At 35.9% G+C, this 22,471-nt stretch carries 20 protein-coding genes; 11 read left to right on the top strand and 9 right to left on the bottom strand.

Annotation, left to right across the window (positions count from 1 at the left end; translation table 11 throughout):
• The first annotated feature begins 88 nt into the window (after nt 1–88).
• Nucleotides 89–589: an NADH-quinone oxidoreductase subunit NuoE gene (nuoE, locus tag HF196_RS00240; RefSeq protein ID WP_168455304.1), complete on the top strand. Its 501-nt coding sequence runs from the start codon at nt 89–91 to the stop codon at nt 587–589.
• Nucleotides 590–1,777, top strand: coding sequence for a tRNA guanosine(34) transglycosylase Tgt (gene tgt, locus HF196_RS00235; protein WP_168455303.1), 1,188 nt, complete (start codon nt 590–592; stop codon nt 1,775–1,777).
• Nucleotides 1,778–2,184: 407 nt separating this feature from the next.
• Here tgt and HF196_RS00225 read toward each other — a convergent pair whose 3' ends face one another.
• Nucleotides 2,185–2,889: a hypothetical protein gene (locus HF196_RS00225; RefSeq protein ID WP_168455301.1), complete on the bottom strand. Its 705-nt coding sequence runs from the start codon at nt 2,887–2,889 to the stop codon at nt 2,185–2,187.
• A gap of 137 nt (nt 2,890–3,026) precedes the next feature.
• Here HF196_RS00225 and truB point away from each other — a divergent pair, with 137 nt between their 5' ends.
• From truB to pnp, 3 genes are read left to right on the top strand one after another with little or no spacing between them, the layout of a single operon-like run.
• Nucleotides 3,027–4,010, top strand: a complete 984-nt coding sequence (truB, locus tag HF196_RS00220) for a tRNA pseudouridine(55) synthase TruB (protein WP_369799941.1) — start codon at nt 3,027–3,029, stop codon at nt 4,008–4,010.
• Between the two features lie 12 nt (nt 4,011–4,022).
• Nucleotides 4,023–4,295 carry a 30S ribosomal protein S15 gene (gene rpsO / locus HF196_RS00215; RefSeq protein WP_168455299.1) on the top strand — a complete coding sequence of 91 codons (273 nt, stop codon included), beginning with the start codon at nt 4,023–4,025 and terminating at the stop codon, nt 4,293–4,295.
• 14 nt (nt 4,296–4,309) lie between these two features.
• Nucleotides 4,310–6,577 carry a polyribonucleotide nucleotidyltransferase gene (gene pnp, locus HF196_RS00210; RefSeq protein ID WP_174855499.1) on the top strand — a complete coding sequence of 756 codons (2,268 nt, stop codon included), beginning with the start codon at nt 4,310–4,312 and terminating at the stop codon, nt 6,575–6,577.
• 705 nt (nt 6,578–7,282) lie between these two features.
• On the opposite strand, the gene HF196_RS00205 is transcribed toward pnp, so the two are convergent.
• From HF196_RS00205 to der, 6 genes are all read right to left on the bottom strand, one after another.
• Complete coding sequence (locus HF196_RS00205; RefSeq protein WP_168455256.1) at nt 7,283–7,477, bottom strand: hypothetical protein; 195 nt, start codon at nt 7,475–7,477, stop codon at nt 7,283–7,285.
• Between the two features lie 160 nt (nt 7,478–7,637).
• Nucleotides 7,638–8,381, bottom strand: a complete 744-nt coding sequence (locus HF196_RS00200) for a hypothetical protein (protein WP_168455298.1) — start codon at nt 8,379–8,381, stop codon at nt 7,638–7,640.
• Nucleotides 8,382–8,502: 121 nt separating this feature from the next.
• Nucleotides 8,503–11,088 (bottom strand): leucine--tRNA ligase, encoded by a 2,586-nt coding sequence (gene leuS, locus HF196_RS00195; protein ID WP_168455297.1) that lies wholly within the window; start codon nt 11,086–11,088, stop codon nt 8,503–8,505.
• A 12-nt stretch (nt 11,089–11,100) separates the two neighbouring features.
• Nucleotides 11,101–11,718: a murein hydrolase activator EnvC family protein gene (locus HF196_RS00190; RefSeq protein WP_168455296.1), complete on the bottom strand. Its 618-nt coding sequence runs from the start codon at nt 11,716–11,718 to the stop codon at nt 11,101–11,103.
• Between the two features lie 183 nt (nt 11,719–11,901).
• The gene (locus tag HF196_RS00185) at nt 11,902–12,375 is read right to left on the bottom strand and encodes a disulfide bond formation protein B (protein WP_168455295.1); all 474 of its coding nucleotides are present in this window, start codon (nt 12,373–12,375) and stop codon (nt 11,902–11,904) included.
• 51 nt (nt 12,376–12,426) lie between these two features.
• Nucleotides 12,427–13,752 (bottom strand): ribosome biogenesis GTPase Der, encoded by a 1,326-nt coding sequence (gene der, locus HF196_RS00180; RefSeq protein WP_168455294.1) that lies wholly within the window; start codon nt 13,750–13,752, stop codon nt 12,427–12,429.
• A 138-nt stretch (nt 13,753–13,890) separates the two neighbouring features.
• Between der and HF196_RS05835 the strand changes: the two genes are divergently transcribed.
• Nucleotides 13,891–14,946: a hypothetical protein gene (locus tag HF196_RS05835; RefSeq protein ID WP_246198560.1), complete on the top strand. Its 1,056-nt coding sequence runs from the start codon at nt 13,891–13,893 to the stop codon at nt 14,944–14,946.
• 103 nt (nt 14,947–15,049) lie between these two features.
• On the opposite strand, the gene ftsA is transcribed toward HF196_RS05835, so the two are convergent.
• Nucleotides 15,050–16,288 carry a cell division protein FtsA gene (gene ftsA, locus HF196_RS00170; protein ID WP_168455293.1) on the bottom strand — a complete coding sequence of 413 codons (1,239 nt, stop codon included), beginning with the start codon at nt 16,286–16,288 and terminating at the stop codon, nt 15,050–15,052.
• A gap of 138 nt (nt 16,289–16,426) precedes the next feature.
• On the opposite strand from ftsA, the gene def reads away from it, so the two are divergent.
• Both def and HF196_RS00160 read left to right on the top strand, forming a co-directional pair.
• Nucleotides 16,427–16,963, top strand: coding sequence for a peptide deformylase (gene def / locus HF196_RS00165; protein WP_168455292.1), 537 nt, complete (start codon nt 16,427–16,429; stop codon nt 16,961–16,963).
• A complete protein-coding gene (locus HF196_RS00160) occupies nt 16,956–17,750 on the top strand; it encodes a uracil-DNA glycosylase (protein WP_168455291.1) in 795 nt (264 codons plus the stop codon). The genes def and HF196_RS00160 overlap by 8 nt, the downstream gene beginning before the upstream one ends.
• Before the next feature lie 430 nt (nt 17,751–18,180).
• On the opposite strand, the gene HF196_RS00155 is transcribed toward HF196_RS00160, so the two are convergent.
• A complete protein-coding gene (locus tag HF196_RS00155) occupies nt 18,181–19,272 on the bottom strand; it encodes an ankyrin repeat domain-containing protein (RefSeq protein WP_168455290.1) in 1,092 nt (363 codons plus the stop codon).
• 656 nt (nt 19,273–19,928) lie between these two features.
• On the opposite strand from HF196_RS00155, the gene HF196_RS00150 reads away from it, so the two are divergent.
• The 3 genes from HF196_RS00150 to HF196_RS00140 all read left to right on the top strand — a co-directional run bounded on the left by HF196_RS00150 (nt 19,929) and on the right by HF196_RS00140 (nt 21,990).
• The gene (locus HF196_RS00150) at nt 19,929–21,482 is read left to right on the top strand and encodes a hypothetical protein (RefSeq protein ID WP_168455289.1); all 1,554 of its coding nucleotides are present in this window, start codon (nt 19,929–19,931) and stop codon (nt 21,480–21,482) included.
• 208 nt (nt 21,483–21,690) lie between these two features.
• Complete coding sequence (locus HF196_RS00145) at nt 21,691–21,831, top strand: hypothetical protein (protein ID WP_168455255.1); 141 nt, start codon at nt 21,691–21,693, stop codon at nt 21,829–21,831.
• 9 nt (nt 21,832–21,840) lie between these two features.
• Nucleotides 21,841–21,990, top strand: a complete 150-nt coding sequence (locus tag HF196_RS00140) for a hypothetical protein (RefSeq protein WP_168455288.1) — start codon at nt 21,841–21,843, stop codon at nt 21,988–21,990.
• The last annotated feature ends 481 nt before the right edge of the window (nt 21,991–22,471 follow it).

Here is a 22,471-nt window from a genome sequence, read left to right as displayed (position 1 = left end):
TTTGCTTTTTTCCAGGTTGCGTGAGAAGTCTAATTGCAATTGTTAGCTCTTCAAGTATAATCTGTTAAGATTCACATGAACCTTACAGATGAAAGAAAAAGAAGAGCAGTTTGGTTTTACATCAGAAAACCTTAAGAAAGCAAAAAAGTTTATAGAGATGTACCCAAAAGGTAGAGAGGGTAGTGCTGTTATGCCTTTACTATATCTCGTTCAAGAGCAATGTGGGTGGGTTCCTGAGTCTGCCATGCGCTACGTTGCTGATATGTTGCGTATTCCACATATTCGCGTATATGAAGTGGCAAATTTTTACACCATGTACAATTTAAAGCCGGTAGGTAAATATCTGATACAAGTTTGTAGGACAACCCCTTGCTGGTTATGTAGTAGCGCGGAGGTTCTGAACGCTTTTAAAAAGAAACTTGGAATTAATATCGGTGAAACCACCAAGGATAATCTGTTTACTTTAAAAGAAGTTGAATGTCTTGGTGCATGCGTTAACGCTCCCGTTGTGCAAATCAATAATGACTTCTACGAAAATCTGACCCCTGAAAAAGTAGAAGACATCATAACAGAACTCTCAAGCAAATAGATGAAAGAAGAGTTCTCATTTAGGATAGCCAAGCAATCGGGTTCTGCAAGAGTTGGCACAATTAAAACTCCACATGGAGACATAGACACACCAGCATTTATATTCTGTGCAACAAAAGCTGCAATTAAAGCTGCGGATATTGAGAGAATTAGTGAAGTTGGTACTCAGATAATACTTTCCAACACCTATCACCTAATGCTCCAACCGGGAGAGGATACTGTAGCAAAACTTGGCGGTTTGCACAAGATGATGGGCTGGAATGGACCAATGCTAACTGATTCTGGTGGATACCAGATATTTAGCTTGGGGCACGGATCAGTTTCAGAAGAAATAAAGGGAATAAGAAAGAAACAAAAAACTCTGATCAAAATTAATGAGGATGGAGCAACCTTTCGTTCTTATATCAATGGTAAAACTTATTGTTTAACTCCTGAAAGATCTATACAAATTCAACAAAAATTAGGGGCAGATTTAATCCTAGTTTTAGATGAATGCACACCATTTCATGTCAGCAAAGAATACACACAAAGATCAATGCTCATGAGCCATAGATGGGCTGAACGTTCTTTAAATGAGTTTGAAAAAAGTAACGATGGCAAGCAAGCGCTGTATGGAATTAGCCAAGGCGGAGTATATCAAGATTTGCGTGGAGAAAGTTGTGATTTTATCAACGATTTACCATTTTTCGGTCAAGCAATAGGTGGATCACTTGGTCAGAGTAAGGAGCAAATGTATGATGTAGTTTCTTTTACTGTGGAGCACTTAAAAAAAGATAGGCCTACTCATTTGCTTGGCATTGGTGGAATTGTGGATATCTTTCATGCAGTAGAGCTTGGGGTTGATACGTTTGATTGCGTGCATCCAACTCGCCTAGCAAGACATGGTGGCGCACTTGTTAAAGTGCAAAATAGAGACTCTGCAAAATGTAAGGAACACATTAATTTGCGAAATCAACAATTTGAGCTGGACAGTGATCCAATTGAAAGTGACTGTTTATGTTTTACCTGCAGAAAACATTCGAGAGCTTATATACACCATTTATTGAAAGCTAAAGAACTGCTAGCTTACACCCTCATCACCGTTCATAATGTTTTCTTCATGAATAAGCTGATGGAATCAATAAGGCAGGCAATATTAGATGATAGGTTAGATCAAGAGAAGAATAACTGGGTTAGTGAAGCACTGTAAAAGTCACGTAATCTGTTGGCAGAAACGTTAGCCTAGGTTGAAACATTTAGAGAACTTAAGTAACCACTACCAACTCAGTATCCATTCAGCAGGGTGACAAAATAGGGTGGACAAGGTAACATAAACCATGAAGTAAAAGTGAATTTACAACAAAGCCATCCCAGTGTCGGAGCACTGGGATGACACCATTGGAGCTACAGGGATGGAACCCGTCTGTTACGCAAATTACCTGCTAATTGCAATGTTTATACAGTTGTGTGTTTGACACCACTTTTGCTTCAATATGTCTCTGAATGGATACCCAACTTAAAAAAGCAAAGGTAGAGACTTTAAACTGGAAGGCTTGAAACAGGTTACACTAACCCGTACAAGCCTAAGTAAAAAAAAGGAAGAGGTAGAAATGAAACCTATCCCTGTTGCTTAACTTCCTCTCCAGCAAGTGCACCGATTTTAATACTCGATAATTTAGTTGCCACCTTATTTATTAATTGTGTAGGTGATAGCTTACTTAATACAAGGTCTAATGAATTAGTTTCTTTATCCGCACCGAATATTTCCATTATTTTAGAGAAATCGCTTGCTGACTGATCTCCCACAGTTAATTGTACTGCAATACTACCGTTATCCTTAACTTCATAACTGAGGGCTGTGTTTTCATCTTTTTCACTAACTGAGTATAATATTCCTCCTTTACTCTCACCTAGCAACACTTTACGAGCGTCATCTGAAAGTTGCAGAGACGTTTTACCATTTTCTTCACGAAGTAATGTACCTTTCGCTATTACATCATCAAGCGTACACTTATCTAGAGTACCCTGAACTTTCTCCATTGCATATGTTTCCTGCCATGCAGAAATACATCTTGCAGCAAAATACACAGCAACATAAGAAGCTATCGCTGCGATTACCCAAGGGTTAACAAGAAATGCTGGAAGTAATGAAGAAAGTGCCACTCCTTTCGCAGCAGCGTAAATAGCAGTTCCCGCTATTACTACAGCTGCAACTGCAAACCCAACTTCCATAAAATTTGTTGTTAGACGTGCAGTATTTTTCCATCTCCATATAGTTTGATCAGCTGGTGCCCCTGCACCTTTTTTGTTTTCATTAGTCATAAGTACCTCTAATTCTCAATACATTAGTAAAAAACTAATTTTGTGCTGATAATATACATTGGTCAAGTCTTTATTTTATAATAAATAACTATAAACTGCTTTCTAAGCCGCTACTCATTACCTATAATTGACATATGATACATGGTTGGCTAAATCTTGACAAACCAATAGGGATTAGTTCTGCACAAGCTGTAACTCAAATTAAAAAAATTTTTGGGATTAAAAAAGCTGGTCATTTGGGAACACTTGACCCCTTAGCTTCAGGTGTACTGCCGATTGCCCTTGGTGAAGCGACAAAAACTATACCATACTTACCTTGTAATTTAAAAGCATACAATTTCACAATAAAGTGGGGAGAGCAAAGAACTACAGATGATTTAGATGGTGACACCATTAAAGCTAGCAACATAAAACCTAAGTGTAATCAAATAGATCGTGCAATCAAGAACTTTGTCGGTGAAATAACACAAACTCCGCCTCAATTTTCAGCAATAAAAATCAACGGAACAAGAGCATATAAATTAGCAAGAAGTGGGCAAAAAGCGAACATAAAGCCCCGCTTAGTGCGAATATATGAACTGAAATTGGTCTCTGCTAATACTGTAAACAACAGTGCTGATTTTTCTATGACGTGCGGTAGTGGTGTATATGTAAGATCAATCGCGAGAGATCTTGGAACTGTACTAAATTGTTTTGGATATATCTCAAAATTGAGAAGAACTATGGTGGGTAACTTTAGAGAAACCGAATCAGTAACAATTGAACAGCTTATTGAAAAAATTCGCTTTTCGGTGTCATTCCAGTACGCGACGCTGGAATCCGAAAAAAAAGAAGAATGGATCGCAGTGCCAGCTACTCGGATGACAGAAGGTGGTGGAGTAACAGGCAGTAATGCAAAAAGTTTTGTTATTCCTATTGCATCAGCCTTAGAGTCAATGGTCAAAGTTGAAATTTCCCCAGAGGACGCAAGGAAAATAAGAAAAGGTCAGGAAATTGTATTAAATAACTTGCGCAATTTAAAGAATTATGATATCTTTTGTACGATAATGGGTAATGTGCCTGTTGCGGTCTGCAGTTTTACTTATGGTTGTGTAAAGCCTATTCGTGTTTTTAATATTTGAAATGAGGTTTAGATGTCGATAACATCCGAAAAGAAAAAAAAGTTAATAAATACATATGCAATTAAAGAAGATGATACAGGTTCATCTTTTGTACAGTGTGCAATTTTAACCGAGAGGATCAATAATTTAACTGAACACTTTAAGGTGCATAAGCATGACCATCACTCCAAGCGCGGTTTACTTATATTGATAGGTAGAAGACGTAAGCACTTAAATTATATAAAGCGTAAATTTGGTAATGAAGCCTATCGGGAGTTAATAGAGAAGTTAGGCATTAGAAAATAATTGAGGAATTTTGTATGTTTAAAATTATAAAAAAATCTATAGATTGGGGTAGTCGTACCTTATCCCTAGAAACTGGGAAAATAGCACGTCAAGCTGATGGTTCAGTGGTTGTAAATTATGGTGATACTTCCGTTTTAGTAACTGTTGTACGCAAAAAGAAAGAAGAAAGTGTTGATTTTCTTCCTTTAAATGTGCAGTTTATTGCAAAAAGCTATGCTATGGGCAAGATCCCTGGTGGCTTTTTTAAAAGAGAAGGCAAACCATCTGATCGAGAAACTTTGATTTCAAGAGTAATAGATAGAAGTATCAGACCACTATTTCCAGAAAGTTTTCATGATGAAATCAGCGTGGTATGCAATTTATTAACTTATGATACGGTTAATCCTCCTGAAATACCAGCATTGATTGGTACTGTTGCAGCTCTCGCAATTTCTGGTGTTCCCTTTCACTCTACCATAGCTGGAGTTTTAGTTGGGTGTGATGAAAATAATAATTATATACTCAACCCTTCTGTCCAAGAAATGAAAACAAGTAGCTTAGATTTGTTTTTATCTGGTGATGAACATTCAATCTTGATGGTTGAATCAGAGGTAAAAGAGCTTTCTGAAGAAAACGTGCTAAACGCAATAAAATTTGGCCATGAACACCTGCAGCCTGTTATTAAGCTTATAAAAGAGTTTGCTGACACAGTTGGCAATAAACCTGAGAGCTTTACTTCTATTGACATATCAGAAATAATGCAAGATCTTGAAAAGCACAGTAGAGACTTCGAAAAAGCATATTCACAAACAGTAAAACAAGAGCGAGCTCAAGCTTTAGAAGTGCTCAGAGATAATATATTAAACACTCTTAAGGAAGCCGGGAAAGATGAGAAATTAATTACATATGCAATAAAAAGCTTTGAAAGATCTTTGGTGCGTGAAATAATCAGAAAGAAAGGCACGAGAATAGATGGTCGTAAGTACGATGAAATACGCCAAATAGAAATTGAAGTTGATATTTTATCTAAAACTCATGGTTCTGCTCTGTTTACAAGGGGTAGCACTCAGGCACTGGTTGTTACTGCTCTTGGTACCACACAAGACGAACAAATCGTAGATGATATTGAAGGCGACAGACGTGAGCATTTTATGTTGCATTACAACTTTCCTTCATTTGCTGTTGGAGAGGTTTCTGCTATACGTGCACCAGGAAGAAGAGAAATCGGTCATGGTAAGCTTGCTTGGAAAGCAATCCATCCTGTTTTACCTAATAAGTCTGAATTCCCTTACACGATAAGAGTAGTATCCGAAATTATGGAATCAGATGGCTCCTCTTCTATGGCAACAGTTTGCGGAACATCCCTTGCCTTAATGGATACAGGCGTACCAATAAAGGCTCCTGTTGCTGGAATTGCTATGGGTCTCATTAAAAATGAAAATGAGTATATAATACTTTCCGACATATTGGGTGATGAAGACTATCTTGGTGATATGGACTTCAAAGTAGCAGGAACTAGTGAAGGAGTGACAGCGCTACAAATGGATATGAAAATTTCTGGCATAAGCTTTGAAATTGTTGAAAAGTCTTTAGAGCAAGCAAAAGCTGGAAGATTGCATATCTTAGAAAAAATGAATGCAGTGATTTCAGAACATAGCGATGATGTGAAAAGTCATGCACCAAGAATGATATCATTTTATATAGATAAAGATAAAATTTCTGCAGCCATTGGTGCTAAAGGGAAAAATATACGCAATGTGTGCGAAAGAAGTAATGCAAAAATTGAAATAGGAGATGATGGCAAAGTCTCTGTATTTGCAATGAGTAGCACTGAAGCTGAAATTGCAAAAAATATGCTGATTGATTCAATAACGGAATTAGAGCAAGGTGCCATAGTTGATGCCAAGGTTACAAAAATAGATAAGTCTATTGTAGAGCTTGAGCTTCTCAATGGAAAAAGGGGGAAAATGCATATAAGTGAAGTAGCTAATCAGCATATAGAATCGATTGAGGACATACTTAAGCAGGGTGATATTTTCAAAGCATTGGTAATTGACTTTGAAAAAGGTGGATGCCCAAAACTGTCAAGACGTCGCGTTGATCAAGAAACCGGCGAATTCTTTGAAGGTGAGCTTTACAATGAAGATAAGAAAGATGGGCCAAATGAAAGGGATTATTATAATAGTTCGTTTAGTAGAAAACCTGGGCACCGTAAAAGACCCACGCGTCCTCGTTCTGGCTTCAGTAACAGGAACAATAGACCACAATTTGGTAATGATGATTCATCATCGGGTTTTTATTAAGAGCAAATTTCTTACATTACCTCCTTATCCTTAGGTGTGTCATTCCAGTGTCAGTTACTTGCATGACATCTATTTTGGGCTTTTGAATTGCTTCAGCTATATGCATTAAGAAATTTACTAAATGAAAAAAAGGCAAAAGAATCTCATGTTAATGCGTAAAGTTTGCTGTCTAATGTTAAAAACCATAGGCGCCCTTTGGTTTTTTTATGATTTATTGACGCTTAAGCCTATAAAAAGCTTAAGCTAGCGTAGTTTAGAATGCTGAACATAATGGTCCTCCTGTAAAGAAAGGTGCAGGAATGTATGTGCACCTACACGCCCTTTGCCAGAATAGATACACTTTTTACTGAATTTAGTTATTTAGTGAAAAGCCTGCAGACAAGGATAAATTTTTGAGCTCTAAAAATATCTCTGGCTTTAATTATAAGCAAGTTTAAAAAAAATGGAAGTAATTTTTTCTACAAATTCGAAAAAAAATTGTCCACTTTTATATAAGGTCTAGTTTGAAAATTTCAGTATTTTAGCCTTGAGTAGTTTATATATACCATATCTATCGTTCATTTTAGAAATTACTATATTAAAATCAGGAAGAGCGTTACTGTTTGTAACTTTTTTTGTCAAGCTGTGGATTCCTGCTTTTCTTTGATATTTTGATTACCATGAGAAAGACTGTCTATCTATGCATATTTTAAAAGTCAATCAGCGCTAGAAATTATAACGCACTCCTGCCTCTAAGACTGCATCCGGTATTTGGCTCATTTTTAAATCAAGCAGTTGTCCACCCATGGTAATACCAACTATCCGTTGAGTAATTTTATAGTCAATATCAACCTTTAGTTTATATGAAATACTGCTCAGTATTTTGTCTATTGGAGGTAATACCTCTTTCCCCTCTACCAAAGGTAGTTTTATTTCTCTTTTTTAAGCATCTCAACAATTCTGTTTGCGGCGATAAATTTTTTATCTCGAATATAATTTATTCATGGTCAAATATTTTTTAGATTACACTTAAATATGATATTCCATACAATATTCCGAAGATAAAAACTAAGCCTCGACATTAAAAATTATACCGAATTCCCAGCTCCAGAATCGCATCTGGTATCTGTTTCGCTTTTAAACCACCCAGTTGCCCTCCCATGGCAATACCAACTGCACCAACTATCTGTGGAGTAATTTCATAATCAACACCTATTTTCAGTTTATAAGAAATCGCATTCAGTATTTTGTCTATTACAGGTTGTTGTTGTTGGGTCTTTGATATCCTGCCTACTAACGAGTCAGCCTTTTTTACTACTCCGCCTATTACCTTTGTCTTATCTAGTAATCCACTTGCTATACTATCTATCTTTCCTACTCCTTTGCCTAACGCTGAATCCTTACCGCCTACCACACCTTGTAACATTTGAGCTGTTTTTGAAGTTGTCTGGTTATTTCCAATGATTTGGAGATATCCACCTAAACCTGCACTGACATACAGCTTAACAGGATCGATATCAAGGTCAGGATAAAAACGGTAATTCGCTAATAAGCTAGCTCCTACTAACCTCTTGTCATCGTCAGTGATGTTACTAATATTAGTAAGAACTTCAAGCTCAAATTTAGAGTTTTTATCATAATGATAACCAAGAACAATGCTGGGTTTCATCACAAAATTATCTATCTTCAATCCATTTCTAAGTCCAGCACCAAAGTTTAAACCCGCGTAGTACTGACTTTCTGAATTAGCTACTACATTATTAGCCGCACTCGCTAAAGACGATGTGAGCAACACAGCTAAAGCGCATAATCTTTTCATTTTCATATAACTCCTTATAGGAAAAATACATATAATGCACAAGTATATAACCTTTATATTAAAAAAGATATAATTATATATCAAAAAAAGTATAGCTATAAAATTAAAGACACGCTACTCAAATTTTTTATACAACTATGTTCACTATCTTATTTGGCACAGCATATATAGCGCGAACTTTGCTTTGATCAATCCTGTTGGACACGGAGTCTATTGCTATTTTCTTTAATTCTTCTTGAGATAAGTCAACTGCCACTTCGATTGTTGCACGCAATTTTCCATTGATCTGAACTGCTACGGTCACCATATCATCAATTAGCAATGACTTGACAGCTTGTGGCCAAGGCTTTAGATATAGCATACCTTCGCCTCCTATTTCTTGCCATAAGTTTTCAGCCAGGTGTGGCATAAATGGCTCAATTACTCTGATTAGTATGCATATACCTTCATCAATAAGAGATTTTCCATTTTTCACATCTATTTCAGCTATTAAATTTGTCATTTCACGGAATTTTGCCACTACACAGTTTAATCTGCAGCTTTCCAAGTCATCTGTAAGTCCGTGCAAGAGTTTATGTATTTTTTTTCTGTATTCTAGAAGTTGACCCGTAACATTTTCATTATCATAGTTCGTATTCACAGGTCTTAGCTGCATTACCATGCGCCACAACTTGTTTATATACCGAGAACAACCTTCTACGCCATCATCAGACCATTCCATATCTTTTTCTGGAGGAGTGTCAGATAATACGAACAAGCGAGCAGTATCAGCACCGTATTTTTCTATGATAAAATTTGGATCAACTGTGTTCTTTTTCGACTTGCTCATTTTTTCAACTTTGCCCACTTGAACCTTAGCTCCTTGAGCAATCAACTCTTTTGCTTCTGCGGGAAATAGCCATTTACCATTCTCATCTTTGTAAGTTACATGACAGACCATTCCTTGAGTGATCAAAGTAGAGAAAGGCTCCTTAATATCAAGGTAACCACATTTGGTCAAAGCGCGGCAGAAAAATCGTGAGTAAAGCAGGTGCAAGATCGCATGTTCTATTCCACCTATATAATAATCTACAGGCATAAAACGATTACATGCATTTTTATCTATTGATTTATCTTCACTACAGAATGCAGCAAAATACCAGGAAGACTCAAAAAAGGTGTCAAATGTATCAGTTTCACGCTCTGCTTGTTTTCCGCATTCTGGACAATCAACGAATTTCCAAGTTGGATGTTTATCAAGCGGATTGCCACCGCTGGTAAATTCCACATCCGTCGGCAGAACTACGGGAAGGTCTCTTTCTGGCACTTGCACAGTTCCACAATCTTTACAATATATTATAGGTATAGGGCATCCCCAATAACGTTGCCTTGAAATTCCCCAATCATGTAAACGATAGTTTATCGTTTTTTTGCCTATTCCTTTTTCTTCAAGCTTTTTAATGGCTACTTCCTTTGCTTTGCTAACTGTTAATCCATTTAAAAACTCAGAGTTGAACATCACTCCGCCATCAGCGTGCACCTCTTTTGTCATTGGATACTGGATCTCAGTGTCCAGGATTCCAGCCTTACACGCTGGAACGGCACTCAAGTCGGCTGAAGAAATAACCGGAATAATCGGCAAATCATATTTCTGTGCAAATTCAAAATCACGCTGATCATGTGCAGGGCACCCAAAAATTGCACCTTCTCCATACTCCATCAATACAAAATTCGCTATATAAAGTGGCAATTCCTTGTCAAGAAATGGATGTTTGACGTTCAATCTAGTGTAAATTCCAAATTTTTCATCATTTTCCCCCTTTGTTTTTATATCATCGATTGTCATTCCAGCGCGTGACGCTGGAATCCATTCATCTTTTTGCTGGATCCCAGTGTCGAAGCACTGGGATGACAAAACTTCAGGAGCATCTTTAAGCATGATATCCTGCACAATAGGATGCTCTGCTGCTACCGCAAGAAAAGAAGCTCCAAACAAAGTATGAGGAGAAGTTGTAAAAATCTTTAATTTCTTATTTAGGCCAACTATTTCAAACTCTATGGTGACCCCTTCGGATTTTCCTATCCAGCGCTCTTGCATTGTTTTGACTTTTTCTGGCCAATTTTTTAAATCTTGCAAGCACTTGAGTAAATCTTCAGCAAAATCAGTAATCTTTAAACACCATTGGGATAACTTACGTTTTTCAACAACCGCGCCTGACCGCCACCCTTTTCCATCGACTACTTGTTCATTTGCAAGCACTGTTTGGTCGACTGGATCCCAGTTAACCCACGACTCTTTTCGATAGGCAAGTCCGTGTTTTAAAAAATCCAGGAAAAATTTTTGTTCGTGTTTGTAATAGTCAGGCTCACATGTAGAAAGTTCACGTTTCCAGTTATAAGAAAGACCTATAGATTTTAGCTGCGCATGCATACTATCTATATTCTCTTTCGTCCATGCCGCAGGGCTAATATTATTGTCTCTTGCTGCATTTTCAGCTGGCAACCCAAATGCATCCCAGCCAATTGGGTGCAAAACCTCAAATCCACAAGCTCTCTTATAACGCGCTATCACATCTCCTATTGCATAGTTGCGCAGATGTCCCATGTGAATTTTTCCAGATGGATATGGAAACATCTCCAGCACGTAACATTTCTCTTGCTTGCTACTTTCGCTTACAGAAAAATTCCACTTGTCTTGGTAAAGTTTTTCAACGTTTTTAAAATCATATTTCATATAAATCCAAATTCAATTACAGTTCATATGCTTCAAAGGATCAACCACTTGGCCATTATGCCGTATTGTGAAGCACATCTGCGGATCTTTATCTTGTGTGCTTGATTTACCTGCAGAACCGATTACTTGGCCTTGTTTTACCTTGTCGCCAATTTTAATGTGTATGTTTTTTAAATAGGAGTACACAGTCATATAATTATCTTCGTGCTCTACTATAATTAAATTTCCATACCACCTCAGCCCTTTGCCTACATATATCACTTTACCAGGTGCAGAAGCAACCACACTTGTTCCGCCTTGAGCAGCAATTTTCACTCCATCTTTACATACTTCATCAGAAGAGGTAGCTGAAATAATAGTACCTTTTACTGGCATTACAAAGTTACAGCTTACCTTATCGATTTCTAAATTTTGTGTGCCATCATTATATACCTCATTTACAACAACTTTCCTACTTTTTTTTCGTATTGAAGAATGAACATCCTCTCTAATCAAATTGTATTCCCTTGTATACTCTAGGTCCCTCTTTCCGTAAAACTCCTCACCTTTAAGCAGCACAGGTGCAGGCTTTTGCAGGCCACAGCCTATCAATATTGCTAGTAATATAAAAAACGGGGCTATATGCCACATAAATTTGTTTAATATAACTCAAACCATATTAAATAGCATACTTTTTAGGGTAATAAGACTTGTTTGTGAATGCTGAATAAGTCCTGTATTTATAACAACTGCTATGCTAGATAAGGTCAACACTAGTATATTAGAAAAAATCTATATCAGAATACATGTCTACAAACTTACTACCATCGCATTTTAAGATCTCTTTCTTCTCCCGCAGTATATTTTACTTGATAAAAACAGAGCTGCTATAAGATAAATAAGATTCCATGTTGCTAAGGAGACACCCAGAACATAATGAGGTCTATCACAAGATGGAGAGTAATCAGGATTCAATAGATTATTTCTCAGCTCCTCTACACTAACGTTACCACTTGCCTGCTCTGTACAGCCCAAAATATCATGAAACAAGTGAAGTTCAAGGCCTACATGATAAAAAGATATTATCGCACCGATGAAATAACTGCAAAACATTGCATAGACTAAAATTTTGTTGTCTTTGATCATGTGTGCCACTGCAAGTAGCCCTGCAGTATAGTAAACCACCCGCTCATATACACATAGCTTGCATGGTAGCATATTGAAAAAATACTCTAGCACATATGCAAAAATTAGAGCAACAGCGCTTGAAAGCAGGAAGATTGTAGAAGCTTGGGAGTTACTATGCATGATTTTTAAGTTAACTATTACACAGACTTCTTAAAGTATAAAGCAAAGCACTCATTTTACATAGGGATTTTTATTCTTCCTCAAAAGCAATCTAACTGGCACGCCTTCAGCAAAGAAGTTTTTTCTTAGGTCATTAACTAAATAGCGTTTATAACTTTCATCAACACTTTCAGGCATATTGCATATTAAGGAAAAAGCCGGAGGTTTAGTGCCAATTTGAGCAATATACTTCATTTTAATTGCTCTGCCTTTGACAAGCGGGTGAGGATGTCTATCTAAAACATCAATTAGCCACTTATTTAATTTTGCAGTACTGATTTTCCTGCTTAAGGATTCGTTTACTTCAAGACACTTGTCTATCACATCACTACAGCGCATGCCTTTCAACGCAGAAATCGTTATAGTTGGCACTTCCAAAAATAACCGAGTTACTTCCTGTTGTTTTACAAATTTTATCAACTTGCTCCTGTCATCTTTATTTATTAAGTCCCACTTATTTAGGACAATGATAATTCCCTTTCCTCCTTTGATTGCAGCTTCACCGATTGATAAATCCTGTTGCTCAATACCCACAAGGGAGTCCAACATTAAAACTATCACGTGAGAGCGTTTTATTGATTCCATGCTCTTCTCAACAAATCTTGATTCTAAGTCATCTGTAACATTCGCCTTTCTACGGATTCCGGCAGTGTCAATCAGAGTAATTAGCTTTCCACCATGATCGTATGTAATATCCACAGAGTCACGTGTGGTACCTGGTTCTGAACTTGTTATTAGCCTATTTTCTTCGATTAAACTATTTAAAAAAGTTGACTTTCCAACGTTTGGGCGGCCGATGACTGCAATTCGAAGCTGACTGGATTCATTATCCAGTAGTTCAGTGCCCTCATCTAGATCCCCAATAATTTTAGCTAATGCATCATAAAGATCAACCATGCCAAGATTATGTTCAGCTGAGATGTATACTGGACCTATAAAGTCAAAAAACTGCAGGTAATCAACATTTTCTGATTTATGACTCTCACATTTATTTGCTATGAGTATCACAGGTTTGTTTGTCTTCCTCTTTAGCCACTTTGCAAATTCTTTGTTCTGCTCATTCTGGACTTTTGCATCAACAAGAAAGAAAATTATATCTACACTTAATAAAGAAGTCTCTATTTGCTCAACAACTTGTAATGAGAAATTAGTTTGGTCGTTCCATCCTCCTGTGTCTATAATTTTGAATTCCAAATCACTAATTCTTCCGATTCCCTCACGTCTATCTCTTGTTACTCCGGGAGTGTTACTAACTACTGCTGCTTTTCTTCCCACCAGCCTATTAAATAGGGTTGATTTACCAGCATTTGGCAGGCCTACTATAGCGATTTTTAGCATAATTTAAGAACATGTTCTGTATGAAGTAAATTGTAATCAAAATTTTTCAATTTAACTATTGACTTTGTAGATTATATCAATATCATAAAATTAGAATTTTTTATCTTGATTTTATTATGAAAAATACAGGGGGTGATTATGCCAATTTTAGAGCACATCAAAACAGCCGATTCGAAAAAATTAGAACAATTAGGATACCCATATAAAATAGAACATCCAAAAGAAACGGGGAATTTGCAATCAAACACGTTAATGCAGAAATGTATCGATGAACGTATGAAGCAAGATATCTCAGCTATATCGCGTGAAATATCTCAGGCTCATAATTCATATAATGATGCAGAAGAATTGCCTATAGGTGAGGCTGTAGCAAATGTAGCAAGTGAATGGCTAAAATCTGTAAGAAGGGCAAAAGAGAAGAAGGTCATACTTAGCGTGCCACTTAATCCCGGAAGAGGGTCAGCAATAATGGATAGTTTGATATATAGGCTTAACCATCTCACAAACAAAGACGATAACATCAAGGGAGATGACAAACGTAAACTAGAACCTGTTTGGTCAGAAATATATGACCTCGTTTCAAAAGGTAGTTATGTAAGCAAAGAAATGTTGAAATTATTGCCAGAAGATACAACGAAAAAACATGAAGATTACTTGTCACGTCTAAAACAAATTGTATGCAATAGTATTGAAAAAGGTAAGAAAGAAGATGTTGCAGTAGAAAGGGATAATGGATTTTTTTGTGTAGAGTGCCCAGAGGAGAGTGTTATAACTCCTGCGAAATTTTTGAGCAATCCAGAATTCGAAAATTTATATGGAGCATTAAAGATTGGGAAAGGAGATGATATAATCCGAACAAAAAATGGACAATATTGCGATATGAAAGGTGCACTTCAGATGGCTTTTGAAGTAGGTGATAGTGAAAAAATTGAAATGATTTTGTTGTCTGAAAATTCTTCAGGCTTTGGTAAAATAATGGTGCATATGGATGATAAAAGTTGTGAAATTTTTCTAAAACACTGTGAAGAACTAAAGAAAGAACCACGTATAAGTAAGGTTGTTGAAGCTGCCGAAAGTTTCGTGCAAAAGAACAAGACTGTTTCACCTCCTTTTTCTTCTATGGGCGATACTAACACATCCAATCATCTTGAGAATATTGGTCAGAGCGCTAGCCAGAACGTTGGGAATCATTAACTGCCCATACACATACACCGTTGCTGCACGCAATGGTGTATGTAATTGCGTTTCTCTATAAAAGCGTACTAAACTTTTTTTCCACTTTTTCTTGGAAAAGTCACTAGACTGTGACCTTTGATTTTACCCAGTGGTATAATTTACTTATCTTGCCATCATGACCGAGCATTCCAGAATTACTTTTATAGAAAGTGTCAATTATGAGCTTTATAGAGCCTATGGCAGCAGAGAATACAGGGTTTTTATCGTATTCGCCATCAAGACCACTACAAGACTCAGGATACCCAATACGAACTTGTTTATTGAATATATAGCTTGCAATCTCTTTCATGCCTGTAAGTCGGCTGGTGCCTCCTGTGATAACTACTTTATTAATTGGGTCTTTCTGATCCTGAAATTGCTCTTTTACCAGTTCAAGTATTTCCTCAACCCTTGGCCTTATAATATCAACAAGCTCAGACTTGAGCATTTGAGTGGATTCATCATTCTCATTATTTTGCACTGTAATGTACTCGTTTTCATCTATTGAAGTGACAATAGTGTTACCATACAGTATTTTTATACGTTCTGCATGTTCTATGCTCGTACATAGCCCGTACGCTATATCTCGGGTAAGATGAGCACCACCGATTGGAATGCTGCTTGCATATATAAGCTTTCCTCTTTTAAAAATTCCAATAGCAGTACACCCACCCCCTATATCAACGATGGCGGTTCCGAGCTCTTTTTCATCTTCACTTAAACAAGCAAGACCTGCGGAATACGCAGAAGCAATACAACCAGCCATACTTACCCCATCATTATTGGTTATACAATTTTCAATGTTAGTCAGTGCTGGACGCGAAGCAGTAACAACATTAACATCAGCAGATAACCTTTTTCCATATAATCCGCTGACCTCTTTTATATCGGTCATGTCGTCTAAGTGATATTTCAGGGGTATATTATGAATAATAACATTTTCTTCAATGTATTTTTCAAACGTTTGAAAAACTACACGCTTTATATCTCGATCAGAAATTTCATGGTTGGCTGCAATGATTTCATTGTGTACATTAAAAGATGAGACCCCACATCCAGCAATATTAACATATATCTGGTCTATAGTTTCCTCTGACACCTGCTCGGCTAAACCTAATGTTGATAAGATAGAGTAATTTGCATGTTTTACATCAGTTATTGACCCACCGTTTACACCCTCTGCAATTTTGTAACCTGTTCCTGTTATTTTATAACTGAAATTGCCATTGATCTTAACAATTAGACAAATAATCTTTGTTGTACCTATATCTATAACAGCAAAAACGTTTCTCTTTGGTTTTACTATTACTGCGGAGTACATTAGTTGACCTTATTACACAATTTCATTCGAATTGTAGCCTTTTTAATAATTTATATTTCTATTATAAAAATACAACAACACTTTATTATACCCCAAATACTGGACAAAGGAAAAAATAAAACATAAAATTATAATTTTATGTCTAAATTACCAATTGTAATTGCCCCTGATGAAAGGCTAACTACACGCGCTAGTGAAATAACAGATATAAACGATGAAATTAAAGAATTAGTAAACGACATGTTCGAAACTATGTACGATGCAGAAGGTCTTGGTCTTGCTGCAGTGCAAGTTGGAGTGCTAAAGAGAGTTTTTGTTATGGATGTTCGGCTAGAAGAAACTGAAGATGGGCCATCAGGGTATGAATCAACTGGCAAATTTTGCATGATTAACTCTGAAATTACAGAATTATCTGATGAAAAAGTAGTCCTTAAAGAAGGGTGCCTTTCAATTCCAGAGCAAAATCACGAAATTAGGCGCCCAAAGTATTTAACTGTAAAATACAGAGGTTTAAATAACGAGAGTCAAATGCTAAAAGCTAGCGGTTGGCTTGCAAGGTGTATTCAACACGAGCTAGACCATTTAAATGGTATATTATACATTAGACATTTGTCTAAATTAAAGTATGATATGGCCATGAAAAAGGCACAAAAGGTTAAGAGGTACTATGAGTGATGAAGATCTAGAATTATTGAAATTTTACCATGAAGAGGGTGTCGATTGTACGCTAACAGAGGGTGAAGAAAAAAAGGAGGTGGAAGAGGAAAGAGAGAGCAAACTTGTGCAGTTTCCTCCTATTCAGGCTGAAGTTCCCAAAAAGGAACAGCAATCTATGTTTCCAAGTGACTGGATAATTGAAGCAAGAAAACTCGCAAGTAAATGTAATAGCGTTGATGAACTGAGAAGCGCAGTTAAGTCATTTGAAGGTTGCGAAATAAAAAAAACTGCAACCAATACTGTTTTTTCTGATGGCAATCCAAATGCAAAAATTATGCTTGTTGGTGAAGCTCCAGGAGCAAATGAAGACCTGCAAGGTATACCGTTTTGTGGTGCAAGTGGGATATTACTCGATAAAATGCTCGGTGCAATAAATCTTGATCGAACTAAAGTATACATAAGCAACACCGTATTTTGGCGCCCACCAGGCAACAGAAAACCGGCAGACTTAGAGCTTGATATGTGTAGACCATTCGTCGAAAAACATATTGCGCTGGTTTCACCACAGATTTTAATTTTAGTTGGAGGAATCGCGTGTTACAGTCTACTTGATAGCACAAAAACTATATCAGCTCTGCGTGGCAGGTTTCATACATATACTAACCAGTATTTACCTCATTCAATTACTACAGCCGCTATATTTCATCCAGCTTACCTACTTCGCCAGCCAGCACAAAAACGTTTAGCTTGGGAAGATTTGAAAAAGATTAGAGAGTATCTTAATAATAACTGTACAAATATTTAGTCAAACAATCATTGATATGTTAGAAGTCACCAACTAGCATAAAATTTACTCTAATCTAGTAAATTTGTGGTCTTCTATGCAGTTAAATTCATGGATTCATTTCTCAGGCTTTTTAGGGGTGGTTGTAAAAGATGTGAGAACCAGCCTCCTTTCTTAGGTCATCTCAGGCGGTCATTTTTTCTTTAGTATACCATAAAATTTAGAAAAATAAGATTTATAACCCTTCTTGCAATAGCTAGACTATATACACTTAACTCCGCTTAATTTTATCCTATTTGGACTATTATGAGACAGACTATAAGGAACTACAAAACTAGCCTTCAATTTTCTCTAAACCCGCTTGCAATCTTAACTTGATGCGTGTGGTTTATTGAACACTACCTGAATACTTCCTAAAAAATCTAGTTTTACTACCCTTTACTGTTCAATATCAAGATTGCAGGCCTAAATTTTGAGACTCTGTAACTTCAATATCTCGCATTTTAGTATATTCATCACGCAGGTTATTTGCTTCGTTATATGCTTTAAGTGATAATTGAAAAATTCTTCCCATAAACATTGAAACTATTGCTCCTAGCACAAGAGCTTGAGAAGTTGGAAATAACAGTGCACAACCGCATATAATAGCAATACAAGCTACGGCTCCTGCTGCATATAAACACAAGTTAAGCTTTTTATGATATACTAGCCTATCTTTTATTCCTACAGCTTTTTTTATGTTTTCTTTTTCCTCCCTATTACTAATATAGCTAAGAGGAGTCTTTCCTTCTTGATTTAATGCATATTTGCTATATAGTGCATTTCTAACATAATCTTTGTTGCTCTCCAATTTTGCTTTTACTTCTCTTAATTTTTTCTGATTCTCTTGTATACCTTTTTTATCTTCTTTAATGGAATTTTCTAGTCTTCCAATTTCGTCATTTGTTGTTGACTGTAAATAGTCCAATATTCCTTCTACTATAACCGGTAATGTACCATTCCTTGCTGCTATGTGAAATGGATTTTCACGATTATGATTGTATTCAAGCAAACTAACATTGTTTTCTATACCTTTCTTAAAAATTAATAAGAAAATCCCAACATTCCTTGTTCTTGCAGCGATATGCAGAGAATTATTTGATAATATTCTTTGTTTTGCTATATCTGTTGGGCCAATGTAACGATCACTAATATCAGCTCCGTTATCTATAAGCAATTTTATAATCTTTTCCTTAGGGTTACTTTTCTCTAAAGCAATTTGTAAAGGAGTTCTTTCTGTTCCATCATCGGATCTTGAGTTAACTACTTTATATACTGAGCTTTTCCCAGCCAGCTCTTGCTTTTTTTTGTGATTTTTAGCCCATTTTATAATCTCATTTATGATCTTATAGCTAGGATTGTGTGGCTTTAAAGCAGTATGCAGGAAATTGATATAGTTACGTGTACTGAAAGCTTCTTGACCGCCGTCCAGCTGACTTCTTAACTTTTCAATATTACTTTCTTCAATTGCTTGTAAAGTTGATAAAACATAATCATGAGTCATGGTTATTCCCTAACGTTTAGTATATAATAAATTATACAACATAATTTATTAAAAGTAAATATGATAATCTTAACCAAATAAGGTGAAGGAAATTCACCGATTTAGTAAAGATTCACGAATTTCAATAACTTATCCTTTTTAAATAAAATTAAATTTATGTGATAGAATAATAAATTACCATTTTTTAGTTTTACCAAGATTGTTGAAAAATAGACAAGATTTTCAATAATTTATCTATAATCTAATCCGCCACTGGGGTTTGTGGTATTGAAAAGTGGCCACTGCTTTTGAGATATTAAGAATATATACTATTAAATTAAGCAATACATCAAAAGAGATGCAAATCATTCTAGCATTCACAATCAAAAACGGTCCTTAAATTTTAGTAAAAGAAGTTTAATCCGGCTAAAATTTCAATGTTTTGTTATTTTAAATGGAACTAAAATTTGTTTAATACAGTGGCTACCTCTGGGTTGTACTCTCTGTAAAAAGCGTTCCTGACTTTTTCTCTACTTTTCTGGGTTAGGTTAGTTTTTTGTAATAATTAGTTTTTTCGGTAAGATTACAATTTTTATGCGTTCCAATAAGCCTTGACATAAGCTTGATTGAACAGAATAGTTAATATGTAATTAATAGTTAAGGTAAGGTAGGGATTTATGAGCTCAGGTATTAAAGATAGCGCTCATATAAACTTAGACTTTGGAACAAAGCAAATAACTGGTTTTCCAGCTAAAGCATGGCGTGCAACAAAGAAATATTCTGTAAATAACACTTTACCTACGGTAGCCATAAATACTTGGCTCCAATTCTCCTCAGCTTATGTTGCTGCAGTTATAATAACTAGTAATGATGTGAGTTTCATCACAAATATTCTCAGTTCACAAATAATGCCAGCCTATATTCTTGCCTCTGTTATGCTTGGGATAGCCTTGGTAACCTTTCTTGTTATAAAGCGTATATATACACAAGAAATAAAAGATGAGAAATTAAAAGATGGTAATAGTACAATAGATGAAAAGATTAGAAGCGGAAAAACTAGTGGAAGAAGTGAAATTGTTCAGAATGCGCTGACAGTAGAAATTATTCCAGACATGAGCCTCATAGGCAACAAAAAAGAAAATTTTTCTATAATTTTGCCAATCTCTGAAAAACAGGAAGAAACATTAGAGAATAAAAGAAAAGAGAATAGAAATAAAATTATTTTGCTTACTGTGCCATATGTACTAAGTAGCCTAATTATAGGTTGTGCATTGGCAAAATTTGGCTTTGCTTACATCAAAGGTTGGAAAGAATGGGCTTCCATTGCAGCATTAGGCTTTATTGTTATCGTTGGTATATGCATAACACTCAGTAAATTCAGAAGCAATGAAGTAAATAATGCATATAATTTTGTTCAGAACTTCAGCAATTTAGATATTTTACTTCCATGGAGAAAAGGTAGTGTTATATCGGTAATGGAAAATAAATTTGAGAGTAAAGAGAAGGACGATTTTCAATCACAAATATTGAGGTTAGTTAAGGATAGCGTTCTAAAAAGTGTAGGTCCTGAGCTTAATGATGCGTTGAAAAATATAAAAAAAACTATAGAGGAAATGTTGAATACAATGAATGGCGTTAAAAACGCAGCAAAAGCTGTGGAAAACACTGCGAATAAGTTTAACCCGTGCACATGGGAATGGCCGCAGTCACTGTGGCAATCACTGCAGCAGTCACTGTTGCCACAGCAGGATAAACAACCTCAAGAATTAACAAATAGTGGGCAAAGGCAGGCAACTGCATCTGATAGTTCTACTTCCAAAAATGAAGATACCACCGCTAATTCATTAGAAAGCAGAGTTGAAAAACAACTTGAAGAAGTTAGGGAGCTGGCATTACAGATGGAAAGTAATAGATTAGTAGGAAGGAAAATTAAATTAAAGGAAAAACTCTCAGAGCTAAAAGAGACAGAACAGTGGAGAGAGAAAACCAACGGCAAGCCAAGTGAATTTTTATATTATTTGTTAGAATCTATTAGGCTAGCGGGAAAAGATAGTAAAGAGATTGAGGCAACGCTAAGGAATTTTGATAATCGAGTGATAATTCACTGGAAAGATGGTTCTCAGACAATTTGTCATATTAAAAAACAAGGTGATCTCCAAGTTCAACCTAGTACAAAATTTGTAGATTTAAATATGCGTGAAGCATTTAGAGTAGCTCGTAAAGACGGCTAACCATGGATTAGAAAGAAAATAGAGCAAAGAAGAGAAAGAGGATAAATTCCAGTATTTTAGAGATGGTAGGAGGTCACCCAATGCATATAGAATATAACAGAATTGTTTTATGTTATTGATGATTATTGTAAAATAATATGTGCAAATTTTGCAAGTAGAATACTAGCCAACGGTAAAAACCTACATTACACGTTGTAATGACAGGGTTGTGGGTGTCATCCCTGTAACCCCTTTGTCTGTTATTCCAGTGCTACTTAATAATGTCATCCCAGTGCTTGACACTGGGATCCAGATTTCCAAAATGGTCCATTATAAAATCTCTGGATTCCAGCGTCACGCGCTGGAATGACACCCTTCGATGAACATAAGAAATCTCTTATTTTCGATTCTATATAAAAATGAAAATAAGGCTTATCTATTTGCGTGGATAAATATAAGAGACCTCTTATTTTCGATTTTGCGTAAAAATGAAAATAAGGCTGGATTCCAGCGTCAAGCGCCGGAATGACAGAGTTTAAGAAATTTACTAAATGAGAAAAAAAGGCAAAAGAAGGCCCGTTGGTGGCTAATTATTTATATTAACTTTATAAACTGGCGTTTTTTTATTCTAAACGTCTAATCTCGCTGCTTTTAAACCGCAACTGATCTAAATTTAAACGTTAAGAAATTTACTAAGCAGAAAAAAGGCAAAAGAAACCCTGTTAGCTATTTATTCACTATCTATCTTTTAATCGGCGTTTTTTACTGTTTTAAACGCTTTAACAAGCGCATTTTAGCTTATATAGGTAAAAACCTTGAAAGTTTATTAAAGACATAAGTGCACATAGTGCAAAAAATTAAATATGAGACGCCAAATACATTGAGTTTTTTGTCATTTTATCTGCACAGACTGAAGATAAATAAATAGCTTCAACCATATGGTAAGCAGACTTTTTGGAACTGTCAAGTGGTTTTTTATATTCTTGGTATGCATTGCTCTTAAACCATCG

The organism is Wolbachia endosymbiont of Ctenocephalides felis wCfeJ (assembly GCF_012277315.1).
Classification (GTDB): Bacteria; Pseudomonadota; Alphaproteobacteria; order Rickettsiales; family Anaplasmataceae; genus Wolbachia.
The sequence above is the reverse complement of the archived record's forward strand: the minus strand, read 5'-3'. Positions and strand labels throughout refer to the sequence as shown.

Excerpts from the sequence above, each read along its gene's own strand:
- HF196_RS05835 (WP_246198560.1), top strand. The coding sequence starts at position 13,891 with ATGCCAATTTTAGAGCACATCAAAACAGCCGATTCGAAAAAATTAGAA.
- HF196_RS00140 (WP_168455288.1), top strand. The coding sequence starts at position 21,841 with ATGAACATAAGAAATCTCTTATTTTCGATTCTATATAAAAATGAAAAT.
- pnp (WP_174855499.1), top strand. The coding sequence starts at position 4,310 with ATGTTTAAAATTATAAAAAAATCTATAGATTGGGGTAGTCGTACCTTA.
- tgt (WP_168455303.1), top strand. The coding sequence starts at position 590 with ATGAAAGAAGAGTTCTCATTTAGGATAGCCAAGCAATCGGGTTCTGCA.
- HF196_RS00160 (WP_168455291.1), top strand. The coding sequence starts at position 16,956 with ATGAGTGATGAAGATCTAGAATTATTGAAATTTTACCATGAAGAGGGT.
- rpsO (WP_168455299.1), top strand. The coding sequence starts at position 4,023 with ATGTCGATAACATCCGAAAAGAAAAAAAAGTTAATAAATACATATGCA.
- HF196_RS00190 (WP_168455296.1), bottom strand. The coding sequence starts at position 11,718 with ATGTGGCATATAGCCCCGTTTTTTATATTACTAGCAATATTGATAGGC.
- leuS (WP_168455297.1), bottom strand. The coding sequence starts at position 11,088 with ATGAAATATGATTTTAAAAACGTTGAAAAACTTTACCAAGACAAGTGG.
- HF196_RS00150 (WP_168455289.1), top strand. The coding sequence starts at position 19,929 with ATGAGCTCAGGTATTAAAGATAGCGCTCATATAAACTTAGACTTTGGA.
- HF196_RS00185 (WP_168455295.1), bottom strand. The coding sequence starts at position 12,375 with ATGCATAGTAACTCCCAAGCTTCTACAATCTTCCTGCTTTCAAGCGCT.
- nuoE (WP_168455304.1), top strand. The coding sequence starts at position 89 with ATGAAAGAAAAAGAAGAGCAGTTTGGTTTTACATCAGAAAACCTTAAG.
- HF196_RS00155 (WP_168455290.1), bottom strand. The coding sequence starts at position 19,272 with ATGACTCATGATTATGTTTTATCAACTTTACAAGCAATTGAAGAAAGT.
- ftsA (WP_168455293.1), bottom strand. The coding sequence starts at position 16,288 with ATGTACTCCGCAGTAATAGTAAAACCAAAGAGAAACGTTTTTGCTGTT.
- HF196_RS00200 (WP_168455298.1), bottom strand. The coding sequence starts at position 8,381 with ATGAAAATGAAAAGATTATGCGCTTTAGCTGTGTTGCTCACATCGTCT.
- HF196_RS00225 (WP_168455301.1), bottom strand. The coding sequence starts at position 2,889 with ATGACTAATGAAAACAAAAAAGGTGCAGGGGCACCAGCTGATCAAACT.
- der (WP_168455294.1), bottom strand. The coding sequence starts at position 13,752 with ATGCTAAAAATCGCTATAGTAGGCCTGCCAAATGCTGGTAAATCAACC.
- def (WP_168455292.1), top strand. The coding sequence starts at position 16,427 with ATGTCTAAATTACCAATTGTAATTGCCCCTGATGAAAGGCTAACTACA.